Genomic DNA, 12,408 nt, shown 5'->3' on the forward strand with positions numbered 1-12,408 from the left:
GGGCCCGGGCCCGGCCCCCGGGCCTGAGCCCGCACCCGGCTCCCGCAGCGGCCCTCCACATCACCGGGCGGCGCCACACCCTTCACCGTGATCCCACGCGGCCCGAACTCCCGCGCCGTACCGAACGAACGGGTACGCATGCAGCTCCGCCCCCACGCGTACGCATACAGCTCCGCCTCCGATCGCGAACACCTTCACAGCCGCCAACGGTGATCAACCCCCGCAGGAGACCCGCACTTGGCTGCCAAGGAGTAACGGGCGGTGCGCGGGTGGGAGACCCCACGGCGAGCACCCCCACCCACCCGCACCTCACCGCAGACTACGCACATCCAAGTGCCGCAACACCCGATCCACCACCTCGGGATTCGCCCCCGGCTCACTCCGCGCAGCCAACACCTCGTGCCGAGCCGCGCTCAGCATCTCCCCCTGGATCCGCCGCATCCTCCGAAGCCGCCGCACCCGCTGCTCATGCCCCTCCCGCCGCTCGTCCTCCCCCACCTCCGGACTGATCCGCACCCCGATCTCGAAGGCCCGCCGCAGCAACCGCTCGGACATCTCCTCCGGCAGCTCCTCCACCTCCTCGATCTCCTTCAGCCGCCGCTTCGCCGCCTTGGCCGCCCGCACGGCCAACGCCTTCTCGAACTCCTTCTCGGCCCCCTCATCGGCCCGCACCCCCAACCGCCGCACCAGCCACGGCAGCGTGAGCCCCTGCAGCACCAGCGTCGCCATGATCACCCCGAACGCGATGAACACGATCTCGTCCCGGTCGGGGAACGGCGCCCCACCCTCCGTCTCCAGCGGAATCGCGAGCGCCAGCGCCACGGACGCCACCCCCCGCATCCCTGACCACCACATCACCACGGTCTCGCGCCACGACATCGGGATCTCCTCGTCGTAGTCCCGCTTCGCGTGCCACCGCCGAGCGAGCCACGCGGCCGGCAGCAACCACACCAGCCGTACGAGCACCACGACGGCCACGACGGCGGCCGCCCAGCCGAGCATCTCGCCCCACCGCCCGGACGCCGTACGGATCGCGTTGTGCAGTTCCAGCCCGATCAGCCCGAAGGCGACACCGGTGACCAGCGTGTCCACGACGTCCCAGACGGTGTGCCCGGCGAGCCGCGTCAGGACGTCGTCCGCCCCGAGCGCGTACTCCGCGAGGAACAACGCGGTCGTGAGCACCGCGAGGACCCCGGACCCGTGCAACTCCTCGGCCATCACGTACGACGCGTACGGCACGAGCAGTGTCAGCCCGATCTGCAGCGTCGCGTCCTCGAGGAAGTCCATCAGCTTGTTGGCGGCCCAGCCGAGCGCGACCCCCACGGCGACGGCGACGACCGCCGACAGCACGAGCTGGAGCGCGGCGCGCGGCCACGAGAAGGTCCCGCTCACGGCGGCCGCGATGGCCACGTGGTACAGCACGATGGCCGTGACGTCGTTGAAGAGGCCCTCGCCCTCCAGGATCGACACCAGCCGGCGCGGCAGCCCGAGCTGTCCCGCCACGGCCGTCGCCGCCACCGGGTCGGGCGGCGCGACGAGGGCGCCGAGCGCCACCGCCGCCGCGATCGGCAGTCCGGGCACGATCGCGTTCGCCACGGCGGCCACCGCGGCGGTGGTCACGAACACCAGTGCCACGGCCAGCAGGAGGATCGGCCGCAGGTTCGCCGTGAACTGCCGCCAGGACGTCCGCCGCACCGCCGCGTACAACAGCGGGGGCAACAGCAGCGGCAGGATGAGTTCCGGCGGGATCTCCACGTTGGGCACGAACCCCGGCACGGCGAGCGCGATGCCCAGCAACGTCATCAGCACCGGCGCCGGCAGCTTCAGCCGCTCCCCCACCGGCACACTGACCACGGCCCCGACCAGCAACACGAAAAACAGGGCCAACTGATCCATGGGGGCGCTCCGCTGGTGCTAGACGATCAAGACCGGCCAGATCTTCAGGGTGCCCCACCCGCACCGTCGAACGCTAAATCGTCCGCCGCATCGCCCGGTGAGGTATCCCCGCGTCCAGGAACTCGGCCCCGTGCGCCACGTATCCGAGCCGCTCGTAGAACCCCAGCGCGTGGGTCTGCGCCCCCAGGTCCACCGCGGTCAGCCCACGCTCCCGAGCCGCCTCCTCGACGGCCCGCACCAGCGCGACCCCGACACCCAGCCCCCGGGCCTCCGCCACAACCGCGAGCCGCCCCAGGGACCCCACACCGGGAGTTCCACCGGTCTTGCCCGCGGCGGCCTCCCCGTACAACAGCCGCCCGGCCCCGAGGGGTGTCCCGTCGTCCCGTACGGCGAGCACGTGCACGGCCCCGGCGTCGTACGCGTCGTACTCCAGGTCCTCCGGCACCCCCTGCTCGACGACGAAGACCTCCTTGCGCACCGCGAAGCACGCCTCACGGTCGGCGGGATCATCGGCGACGCGCACCACGTAGGACACCGGCACGGGGCTCACGCGTACGTCTCCTCCCGCACCTTGTCGAGGGCCTTCTGCAGATCCGCGGGGTAGTCGCTCTCGAACTCGACCCAGCTCCCGTCCCCGGGGTGCTCGAAGCCGAGCCGTACGGCGTGCAGCCACTGGCGGGTGATGCCGAGCCGCTTGGCGAGCGTCGGGTCGGCGCCGTACGTCAGGTCGCCGACGCACGGGTGCCGGTGGGCCGACATGTGGACGCGGATCTGGTGGGTGCGCCCGGTCTCCAGCTTGATGTCGAGCAACGAGGCTGCGCGAAAGGCCTCGACCAGGTCGTAGTGCGTGACCGACGGCTTGCCCTCGGCGGTGACGGCCCACTTGTAGTCGTGGTTGGGGTGCCGTCCGATGGGCGCGTCGATGGTGCCGCTCGTGGGGTCGGGGTGTCCCTGGACCAGCGCGTGGTACCGCTTGTCGACGGTCCGCTCCTTGAACTGGCGCTTCAGCGACGTGTACGCCCGCTCCGACTTGGCGACCGTCATGAGGCCCGAGGTGCCCACGTCGAGCCGGTGCACGATGCCCTGGCGCTCGGCGGCGCCGGACGTCGAGATCCGGTACCCGGCGGCGGCGAGACCGCCGATGACGGTCGGTCCGGACCAGCCGGGGCTGGGGTGCGCGGCCACGCCGACCGGCTTGACGATCACGAGCACGTCATCGTCGTCGTGGACGATCTCCATGCCCTCGACCGGCTCGGCGACGATCTGCACGGGCGCGGGCGCCTGCGGCATCTCGACCTCCAGCCAGGCCCCGCCGTGCACCCTCTCCGACTTGCCGACCACCGACCCGTCGACCATGACCTTCCCCGCGGCGGCGAGGTCGGCCGCCTTGGTACGGGAGAAGCCGAACATGCGGGAGATGGCGGCGTCGACACGCTCGCCCTCCAGGCCGTCGGGCACGGGCAGGGTACGGATCTCGGGAACGGTGCTCACCCGTCGAGTATGCCGGACGGGTGAGAGCCGCCCGACCGGGCCTGTGGACAACCTGCCCGACGCGGCCCTCCCGCTCTCAGTCCTTGTGGACGGTCCCGTCCGGGTCGAGTCCCCGGAACGACAGCAGCACGATCAGGATGCCGCCGCACACGATGGCCGAATCCGCGAGGTTGAACACCGCGAAGCCCTTGGGGGCGATGAAGTCGACCACCGCGCCCTCGAAGACGCCCGGTGAACGGAAGATCCGGTCGGTGAGGTTGCCCAGCGCACCGCCGAGCAGCAGGCCGAGCGCGATCGCCCAGGGCAGGCTGTAGAGCTTGCGGGCGAGCCGGGCGATCACCACGATCACGATCGTCGCGATCACCGTGAAGATGATCGTGAAGGCCTCACCGAAGCCGAAGGCCGCGCCCGCGTTGCGGATCGCCTCGAACTTGAGCCAGTCCCCGATGATCTCGATCGGCTCGTGGTGCTCCAGCTTCGCGACCACGATCATCTTGCTGACCAGGTCGAGCGCGTACGCCAGCGCGGCGACCCCGAACAGCACGGCGATACGGCGCTTGCCGCGCGGCCGGGCGGCCGCGTCGGCCTGCTCCGCCACGGCTCCGTTCTCGCCGTCGGACTGCTCCGGGTCGGCCCCCGCCGCGTCTGGAATGTCCGGCGTACCGATGATGCGCTCCGCCTCTGCCACGTGAGTCCCTCAACCTAGGTTCCTGACTGAGGACAAAGGTACGACACGACCCTCACGGACCAGGGGCTCAGGCGGCGATCACTAGCGGCGTTCCTGCTTCTGCTTGCACTCCACACAGAGTGTGGCCCGGGGGAATGCCTGCATCCGTGCCTTTCCGATCGCATTGCCGCAGTTCTCGCAGAGCCCGTACGTGCCCGAGGCGAGCCGGTCCAGGGCGCGCTCGGTCTGGTCGAGCATCTCGCGCGCGTTGTGGGCGAGCGAGAGCTCGTGCTCGCGCGTGATGTTCTTCGCCCCGGTGTCGGCCTGGTCGTCGCCCGCGCCGTCCCCCGAGTCCCGCATCAGGCCCGTGAGCGACCGCTCGGAGGCCTCCAGCTCGGCCCTCAGCCGCATGGCCTCGGACTGCAGCTCCGTCCGGGCCTCGGTGACCTCCTCCGGGCTCCAGGGGTCCTCACCGGGGCGTACCGCGAGCTCGCCGGGCTCCACCGCCGCCGGCCGCGCCTTGGGGACGGCGGAGGGCTTCCTCTTCGCCGCCGTAGCCGTACCAGGAGTGTTCTTCGCAACCACCGTCGTGGCTCCCGTCGTCTCGGCGGCCTCGGCCGCGCCCGCCTTCTTGACCATGCTCTTCTTCGCAGAGGGGCTCTTCGCCGCGCTCTTGGCCGTGCTCCCGACCGCGCTCTTCCCGGCGGCGGTCTTCTCCGCCACCGCCGGCTCGGCCGCCGCGGCCTTCGACGCCGTCGTCGCCCTCCTGGCCGCGGTCTTCTTCACGGCCGTCTTCCTGACGACCGTCTTCTCGGCCTCGGCCTTCTTGGCCACCGCTTTCTTCGCCACCCTCTTCGTGCCGGCCGCCTTCACCGCCACGGCCTTCTCGCCCTCACCTCCACCGCCGGAGGCCACCGTGGATCTGCCGGACGCCGACTGCTGTTCGGCGGTCTTCTTCGCCACCATGGCCGCGGCCCCTTCACATATTGTGATCTTGCACGCGAATCGTGCTGGGACGATAAATCGTCCCGAGTCCCTCGGCAACGGGGCAGACCACCCGTTCCACCCGTCCCACGACCGTCGCGCGGCGAGCCTGCAAGCGTTGTGCCCAGCTCCCCGCCGGGTATTCCGCCCCGCCGGACGTCCCAGGATCCGGACGCCCGACCCGCTCCATTCGGGTCACCCCGCAGGTCACCGCACCCCCGGTCGGCGAACCCGCCGAGAGCCCCGCCCCACCCCTCCCACCGCCCCCGGAAAACCGGTCGGCCGCCGTCCGTGCGGCGCCGTACACTGGGCGGAGCGAGAAGCGTGGATGGGGACGAGTAGCGTCGTACGCAGCCCAGAGCGACCCGGGGACGGTGGAAGCCCGGGGGCGAGCGCGATGTGAAGATCACCCCGGAGCCGCCGGAAGAAAGCCGCAGCCCGCGAGGCACGGCGAGTAGACCCGGTATCGCGACCTCAATGAGGGGGCTCACCGACGCGTAGGGCGCACAGGGGAGCCAAGGAGGGTGGTACCGCGGGAGCGCGCCGCACAGGGCGTACGAAGGATCGAAGCTCTCGTCCCTCCGACGGAAGGCAGCAAGTCCGTTGGAGGAAGCCCGCTCATGACAGAGCCGACGTACCGCCAGGTGCCCGCCCAGGTCGATCTGCCCGCGCTCGAGCACGCGGTGCTCGACTTCTGGCGCGAACAGAAGATCTTCGCCAAGAGCCTGGAGCAGTCCGAGGGCCGCCCCGAGTGGGTGTTCTACGAGGGTCCGCCCACCGCCAACGGCATGCCGGGCGCCCACCACATCGAGGCTCGCGTCTTCAAGGACGTCTTCCCCCGCTTCCGCACGATGCGCGGCTACCACGTGGCCCGCAAGGCCGGCTGGGACTGCCATGGCCTCCCCGTGGAGCTGGCGGTCGAGAAGGAGCTCGGCTTCAACGGCAAGAAGGACATCGAGGCGTACGGCATCGCCGAGTTCAACGCCAGGTGCCGCGACTCCGTGACCCGGCACACCGACGCCTTCACCGAGCTGACGACCCGTATGGGCTACTGGGTCGACCTCGACGACGCCTACCGGACCATGGACCCCGAGTACGTGGAGTCCGTCTGGTGGTCGCTCAAGGAGATCTTCAACAAGGGCCTGCTGGTCCAGGACCACCGCGTCGCACCCTGGTGCCCCCGCTGCGGCACCGGTCTGTCGGACCACGAGCTGGCGCAGGGCTACGAGACGGTCGTCGACCCCTCGGTGTACGTCCGTTTCCCGCTCACCTCCGGTCCGCTCGCCGACGAGGCCGCGCTCCTGGTGTGGACGACCACGCCATGGACGCTGGTGTCCAACACCGCGGTCGCCGCCCACCCCGAGGTCACCTATGTGGTAGCCACGGACGGCACCGAGAAGCTCGTCGTCGCCGAGCCACTCGTCGCCAAGGCGCTCGGCGAGGGCTGGGAGACCACGGGCCAGACCTTCACCGGCGCCGAAATGGAGCGCTGGACCTATCAACGTCCGTTCGAGCTCGTAGAGTTCCCCGAGCCCGCCCATTTCGTGGTGAACGCCGAATACGTGACGACCGAGGACGGTACGGGCCTGGTCCACCAGTCCCCCGCCTTCGGTGAGGACGACCTCAAGGTCTGCCGCTCGTACGGCCTGCCCGTGGTGAACCCGGTCCGCCCCGACGGCACCTTCGAGGAGGACGTCCCCCTCGTCGGCGGCGTCTTCTTCAAGAAGGCGGACGAACAGCTCACCGAGGACCTCCAGCAGCGCGGCCTGCTCTTCAGGCACATCCCGTACGAGCACAGCTACCCGCACTGCTGGCGCTGCCACACCGCGCTCCTCTACTACGCGCAGCCGTCCTGGTACATCCGCACCACCGCCGTCAAGGACCGTCTCCTCCAGGAGAACGAGAAGACCAACTGGTTCCCGGACTCGGTCAAGCACGGCCGCTTCGGCGACTGGCTGAACAACAACATCGACTGGGCACTCTCCCGCAGCCGCTACTGGGGCACCCCGCTGCCGATCTGGCGCTGCGAGGAGAACCACCTCACCTGCGTGGGCTCCCGCGAGGAGCTGACGCAGCTCTCCGGCACCGACCAGTCGGACCTCGACCCGCACCGCCCGTTCATCGACGCGGTCACCTTCCCGTGCCCCCAGGACGGCTGCGGCAGCACCGCCACGCGCGTCCCGGAGGTCATCGACGCCTGGTACGACTCGGGGTCGATGCCGTTCGCGCAGTGGGGCTACCCGTACAAGAACAAGGAACTCTTCGAGTCCCGCTACCCGGCCCAGTTCATCAGCGAGGCCATCGACCAGACCCGCGGCTGGTTCTACACGCTGATGGCCGTCGGCACCCTGGTCTTCGACAAGTCGAGTTACGAGAACGTCGTCTGCCTCGGCCACATCCTCGCCGAGGACGGCCGCAAGATGTCCAAGCACCTGGGCAACATCCTGCAGCCGATCCCGCTCATGGACCAGCACGGCGCCGACGCCGTCCGCTGGTTCATGGCCGCCGGCGGCTCCCCCTGGGCGGCCCGCCGCGTCGGCCACGGCACCATCCAGGAGGTCGTCCGCAAGACGCTCCTCACCTACTGGAACACGGTCGCCTTCCAGGCCCTGTACGCCCGCACGTCGAACTGGGCGCCCAGCGCGGCGGACCCGGCCCCGGCCGACCGCCCGGTCCTGGACCGCTGGCTGCTGTCCGAGCTCCACGCCCTCACCGACCAGGTGACCGGCGCCCTGGAGGCCTACGACACCCAGCGCGCCGGCAAGCTCCTCTCGGCGTTCGTCGACGACCTGTCGAACTGGTACGTACGCCGCTCGCGCCGCCGCTTCTGGCAGGGCGACAAGGCCGCGCTGCGCACCCTGCACGAGGTCGTCGAGACGGTCACCAAGCTGATGGCCCCGCTGACCCCCTTCATCACCGAGCGGGTCTGGCAGGACCTGATCGCGCCGGTCTCCCCGGGCGCCCCCGAGTCCGTACACCTGGCGTCCTGGCCCGAGGCCGACCTGTCCGCGATCGACCCCGAGCTGTCGAAGCAGATGGTCCTGGTCCGCCGCCTGGTGGAGCTGGGCCGCGCCACGCGCGCGGAGTCGGGGGTCAAGACCCGCCAGCCGCTCTCACGCGCCCTGGTGGCGGCGACGGGCTTCGACTCCCTCGACCCCGAACTGCACACGCAGATCACGGAGGAGCTGAACGTCAGCTCGCTCGCCTCGCTCTCCGAGGTCGGCGGCTCCCTGGTGGACACGACCGCCAAGGCCAACTTCCGCGCCCTGGGCAAGCGCTTCGGCAAGCGCGTCCAGGACGTGGCCAAGGCCGTCGCGGGCGCCGACGCGGCCGCCCTGTCCCTCGCCCTGCGCGAGGGCACGGCCTCGGTCGAGGTCGACGGCGAGACCATCACCCTCGCCCCCGACGAGGTCATCATCACGGAGACCCCGCGCGAGGGCTGGTCGGTGGCCTCCGACTCGGGTGCCACGGTCGCCCTCGACCTGGAGATCACGGAGGAGCTGCGCCAGGCGGGCCTGGCCCGTGACGCGATCCGCCTGATCCAGGAGGCCCGCAAGAACAGCGGCCTGGACGTGGCCGACCGTATCGCCCTGCGCTGGACGGCCACGGACCCGGCGGTCACCGCGGCCCTGACCGAGCACTCGGCCCTGATCGCCGACGAGGTTCTCGCCACGGACTTCGCCGCAGGCGAGGCCGACGGGACATTCGGCACGCCCTTCACGGACGAGGGTCTGACGTTGACCTTCCGTCTGCGCAAGGCCTGACCGACAGCGTCTGCCACGAACGGCCGCCCCGGACCCGCGGGGCGGTCCGTGGCTGATCCCGCGGTTCCCCGCGCCCCTGACGGGACGCGAGCCCGGCTGCCTGCCCGAGCTGCGGGCAGTCGTGCCGCTGGGGCGGCACGGGTGGGCGCAGTGGCACCCGGCAAGCGCCGGTGAGCGGAGCCCGCCCCCGCCGCCCGGCACCACCCCCGGGCAACCAAGAAGGCCTGGGGCACCGTGAGAGATCTCGGTGCCCCAGGCCTTCGGCGTTGCGTCCACCACACATCCGCGCGCATCCCCGAACAACCGCCCCGACGACCCACCGGAGCTCGCGCAGCAAAAGGGCGGGGCCCCGGAAAGAAATCCGGGGCCCCGCCCTGAACGCTGCCGACGCCTATGGCGTACCAGTAATCGTCAGTTGTCGTCCTCGTCGATGAGGAACCCGCGCATCGGCGAGGGAGCCTGCCCCATCGGAGAGGGACCCTGAGGCCGGACCGGAGCCATCGGCTGGGTCATGGCCGGCGACATCTGCTGCTGACCGCCGTAGGAGGGCGCGGCCGGAGCAGGGGCGCCGCCCATGCCTCCGCCCATACCGCCACCCATGCCTCCGCCCATACCGCCCGGGTTTCCGCCGTACGACGGGGCGCTCGCGCCGGCCGGAGCCATCGAGGGCGCCGGGGACGGCGGCAGCGACGCGGTCGCCGGGGTGCGCGGCGGGGCCAGCGAGTCGTCCGCCTGGGTCTCCAGCTGACGCAGCTGCGACTCCAGGTACGACTTCAGACGCGTGCGGTACTCGCGCTCGAAGCCACGCAGGTCCTCGACCTTGCGCTCCAGCGTGGCGCGGGCGGACTCCAGGGAGCCCATCGCCACGCGGTGCTTCTCCTGCGCGTCCCGCTCCAGCGCGTCGGCCTTGGCACGGGCGTCCCGCTCCAGACCCTCGGCGCGGCTACGGGCCTCACCGACGATCTTGTTGGCCTCGGAACGGGCCTCGGCGATCGCCTGGTCGGCGGTCTGCTGGGCCAGCGAGAGCACACGCGCGGCACTGTCGCCGCCGGGGCCCTGACCGGGGCCGCCCATCGGACCACCCATGGGGCCGCCCATAGGGCCACCCATCTGCTGCATGGGGGGCTGGCCGCCCATGGGACCCTGGCCCATCTGGCCCTGACCCATCTGACCCTGACCCATCTGGCCCTGGCCCATCTGCTGCTGCATCTGGCCCTGACCCATGGGGCCCTGGCCCATCGGTCCCTGACCCATCGGGCCGGGACCCTGCTGCCCACCCTGGCCACCGGGGCCGGCAGGCAGCTGCGGAGCACCGCTCGGCAGCTGGGGCGGGCCACCCATGGGGCCCCCCATCTGCTGCGGCGGGCCCGATATCCCAGCGGGTACGGGTCCACCGGGACCGCGCATACCCTGCTGCTGCATACCGCCCTGTTGTTGCATGCCGCCCTGCTGCATGCCGCCCTGCTGCATGCCACCTTGCTGCATGCCGCCCTGCTGCTGGTCCTGAGGCTCCGGAGGCTTGCGCATGTTCTGCTGGTTCTGGGCAGCAGCGCGCGTGGCCGCGGCCAGTTTGGCGCGCAGGTCCTCGTTCTCGCGGAGCAGGCGCGTCAGTTCGGCTTCGACCTCGTCGAGGAAGGCATCGACCTCGTCCTCGTCATAGCCTTCTCGGAGGCGGACGGTCGTGAACTGCTTGTTCCGCACGTCCTCGGGGGTCAACGGCATCTCTTCACCTCAACGTAGTCATCGGCAGTCGGCAAGACCGGATCGTCCACAGTCACCTCGCGAGTCCACCCACGATGCTGATCAGGATGTAGACGATGATCATCAGTACGAAGAAGGACAGGTCGAGCGCCACGCCCCCGAGACGCAGCGGCGGGATGACCCGCCGCAGAAGCTTGAGCGGTGGATCAGTGACAGTGTAGGTGGCCTCCAGAACGACCACCATCGCCTTGCCGGGTTGCCACGAGCGGGCGAACTGGAACACGTAGTCCATGACCAACCGGAAGATCAGCACGATGAGGAAACACATCAGAGCGACCCAGAGCACTTGCCAAACCACGCTCATGATCCGTGCTTCCCTCTCCCCTGTTCCATGCCTTGTTCCGGTCGTGCGTCTCAGCTCTGGTTGAAGAACCCGCCCTCTGCGATGCGGGCCTTGTCCTCCGCCGTGACATCGACGTTAGCAGGCGACAACAGGAACACCTTCTGCGTCACCCGCTCGATGCTGCCGTGAAGACCAAACACCAAACCGGCCGCAAAGTCGACAAGTCGCTTCGCGTCTGTGTCATCCATCTCAGTCAGATTCATGATCACCGGGGTGCCCTCACGGAAGTGTTCCCCGATGGTACGGGCCTCGTTGTAGGTCCGCGGGTGCAACGTGGTGATCCGGTAAGGCTCTCGCTCGGACACGACCTTGGGCATGATCACCGGTGCGTTCTTCTCCAGACTCGAACGTTCTTGTGTGATGGACGCCACGGGTGCGATCCGGGCGGGTCGCGCCGATTCCGCGGGAAGCGAAGTGGCATGCGACACCGGTTCGCGCTGCACCGGGGGCTGCACCACTCGTACCGATTCGTCCCTTTGGGACTGATGTGACTGGTGCGCCTGATGTACCGGCTCGTGCCGGCGGTGGTCCCGCTCGGGTTCCGCGTCGAGCTCGGGCTCGAAGTCGTCATCGGGGTCGAATCCCCTGCCGTCGTACCCATCGTCCTCCACGAGGCCGAGGTAGACCGCCATCTTGCGCATCGCGCCGGCCATGCTCTGAGTCCTCCGCTCTGTGGTGGATCGACTGACGACTTCCCAAGTGCCCGTGATCCACGAGGTCGTTGCGCCCGCCTCTCGACGGAATGACCATATTTTCTGCTGTGGTCCGACTTCTTGGCGACGTTACCCGAGCCCGGGACGGACTCCGAGTACCGCGGTGCCGACGCGCACATGTGTCGCTCCGGCCGCCACGGCCTCCTCGAGGTCCGCACTCATCCCTGCGGAGACCATGTTCGCAGCCGGATGAGCCCGGCGCAGGTCGGTCGACAAATCCATCAACCGCTCAAAAGCGGCCCGTTGCCGTCCGGCGTACTCCCCGGTGAGCGGCGCGACGGTCATCAGACCATCGACCCGCAGCCCCGGCGCCCCCGCGAGGAGGTCGGCCAACTCTTCGATCCCGTCCGGCCCGACACCTCCTCGCTCTCCCCGGCCGCCCACGTCCGCGTCGAGCGCGACCTGGATGAGACATCCCACCTCACGCCCGGCCCGAACGGCCTCTTTCGACAGAGTCGTGACAAGCCTGGAACGATCGACAGACTGCACGAGATCCGCATAACGCACCACAGAACGAACTTTGTTGGTCTGCAACTGTCCCACGAAGTGCCACACAAGGGGCAGATCCGAGCATTCGGCGGCCTTGGGTGCCGCGTCCTGGTCCTTATTCTCGGCGACATGGCGCACACCGAGTTCCGACAGGATCCGCACATCGCCCGCCGGGTAGGTCTTGGTCACCACGACCAGGGTGACCTCGTCCCGCTTGCGCCCCGCGGCCGCACAGGCCGCCGCGATGCGACCCTCCACCTTCGCCAGGTTTCCGGCGAGTTGCTCCTTACGGTCCGTCAT

The 12,408-nt window shown here is 69.9% G+C and carries 10 protein-coding genes; 1 reads left to right on the forward strand and 9 read right to left on the reverse strand.

The window, feature by feature from the left end; translation table 11 throughout:
* Positions 1–309 precede the first annotated feature (309 nt).
* The 5 genes from OG858_RS12040 to OG858_RS12060 form a co-directional block, all read right to left on the reverse strand.
* On the reverse strand, positions 310–1,896 hold the full coding sequence (locus tag OG858_RS12040) for a Na+/H+ antiporter (protein ID WP_319320300.1): 1,587 nt from the start codon (positions 1,894–1,896) through the stop codon (positions 310–312).
* A gap of 73 nt (positions 1,897–1,969) precedes the next feature.
* On the reverse strand, positions 1,970–2,446 hold the full coding sequence (locus OG858_RS12045) for a GNAT family N-acetyltransferase (RefSeq protein ID WP_086753953.1): 477 nt from the start codon (positions 2,444–2,446) through the stop codon (positions 1,970–1,972).
* A complete protein-coding gene (locus OG858_RS12050; RefSeq protein WP_086753955.1) occupies positions 2,443–3,387 on the reverse strand; it encodes an RluA family pseudouridine synthase in 945 nt (314 codons plus the stop codon). The genes OG858_RS12045 and OG858_RS12050 overlap by 4 nt, the downstream gene beginning before the upstream one ends.
* A 76-nt stretch (positions 3,388–3,463) precedes the next feature.
* Positions 3,464–4,075: a signal peptidase II gene (gene lspA / locus OG858_RS12055; protein WP_086753957.1), complete on the reverse strand. Its 612-nt coding sequence runs from the start codon at positions 4,073–4,075 to the stop codon at positions 3,464–3,466.
* An 81-nt stretch (positions 4,076–4,156) separates the two neighbouring features.
* Positions 4,157–5,020, reverse strand: coding sequence for a TraR/DksA family transcriptional regulator (locus OG858_RS12060; protein ID WP_319066074.1), 864 nt, complete (start codon positions 5,018–5,020; stop codon positions 4,157–4,159).
* A 638-nt stretch (positions 5,021–5,658) separates the two neighbouring features.
* On the opposite strand from OG858_RS12060, the gene ileS reads away from it, so the two are divergent.
* On the forward strand, positions 5,659–8,802 hold the full coding sequence (gene ileS, locus OG858_RS12065) for an isoleucine--tRNA ligase (protein ID WP_086750058.1): 3,144 nt from the start codon (positions 5,659–5,661) through the stop codon (positions 8,800–8,802).
* Positions 8,803–9,213: 411 nt separating this feature from the next.
* On the opposite strand, the gene OG858_RS12070 is transcribed toward ileS, so the two are convergent.
* The 4 genes from OG858_RS12070 to OG858_RS12085 form a co-directional block, all read right to left on the reverse strand.
* Entirely contained in the window at positions 9,214–10,524 is a 1,311-nt protein-coding gene (locus OG858_RS12070) for a DivIVA domain-containing protein (RefSeq protein ID WP_086750057.1), read from the reverse strand.
* A gap of 52 nt (positions 10,525–10,576) precedes the next feature.
* Positions 10,577–10,867, reverse strand: a complete 291-nt coding sequence (locus OG858_RS12075; protein WP_086750056.1) for a YggT family protein — start codon at positions 10,865–10,867, stop codon at positions 10,577–10,579.
* A gap of 50 nt (positions 10,868–10,917) precedes the next feature.
* Positions 10,918–11,559 (reverse strand): cell division protein SepF, encoded by a 642-nt coding sequence (locus tag OG858_RS12080; RefSeq protein ID WP_086750055.1) that lies wholly within the window; start codon positions 11,557–11,559, stop codon positions 10,918–10,920.
* 129 nt (positions 11,560–11,688) lie between these two features.
* Entirely contained in the window at positions 11,689–12,408 is a 720-nt protein-coding gene (locus OG858_RS12085) for a YggS family pyridoxal phosphate-dependent enzyme (protein WP_086750061.1), read from the reverse strand.

It is taken from the genome of Streptomyces europaeiscabiei (genome assembly GCF_036346855.1).
GTDB classification, from domain to species: Bacteria; Actinomycetota; Actinomycetes; order Streptomycetales; family Streptomycetaceae; genus Streptomyces; species Streptomyces europaeiscabiei.

What these genes read in the sequence shown, in the direction of transcription:
- OG858_RS12040 (WP_319320300.1), bottom strand. Translation starts at nt 1,896, where the DNA reads ATGGATCAGTTGGCCCTGTTTTTCGTGTTGCTGGTCGGGGCCGTGGTC.
- OG858_RS12060 (WP_319066074.1), bottom strand. Translation starts at nt 5,020, where the DNA reads ATGGTGGCGAAGAAGACCGCCGAACAGCAGTCGGCGTCCGGCAGATCC.
- ileS (WP_086750058.1), top strand. Translation starts at nt 5,659, where the DNA reads ATGACAGAGCCGACGTACCGCCAGGTGCCCGCCCAGGTCGATCTGCCC.
- OG858_RS12070 (WP_086750057.1), bottom strand. Translation starts at nt 10,524, where the DNA reads ATGCCGTTGACCCCCGAGGACGTGCGGAACAAGCAGTTCACGACCGTC.
- OG858_RS12075 (WP_086750056.1), bottom strand. Translation starts at nt 10,867, where the DNA reads ATGAGCGTGGTTTGGCAAGTGCTCTGGGTCGCTCTGATGTGTTTCCTC.
- OG858_RS12080 (WP_086750055.1), bottom strand. Translation starts at nt 11,559, where the DNA reads ATGGCCGGCGCGATGCGCAAGATGGCGGTCTACCTCGGCCTCGTGGAG.
- OG858_RS12085 (WP_086750061.1), bottom strand. Translation starts at nt 12,408, where the DNA reads ATGACGGACCGTAAGGAGCAACTCGCCGGAAACCTGGCGAAGGTGGAG.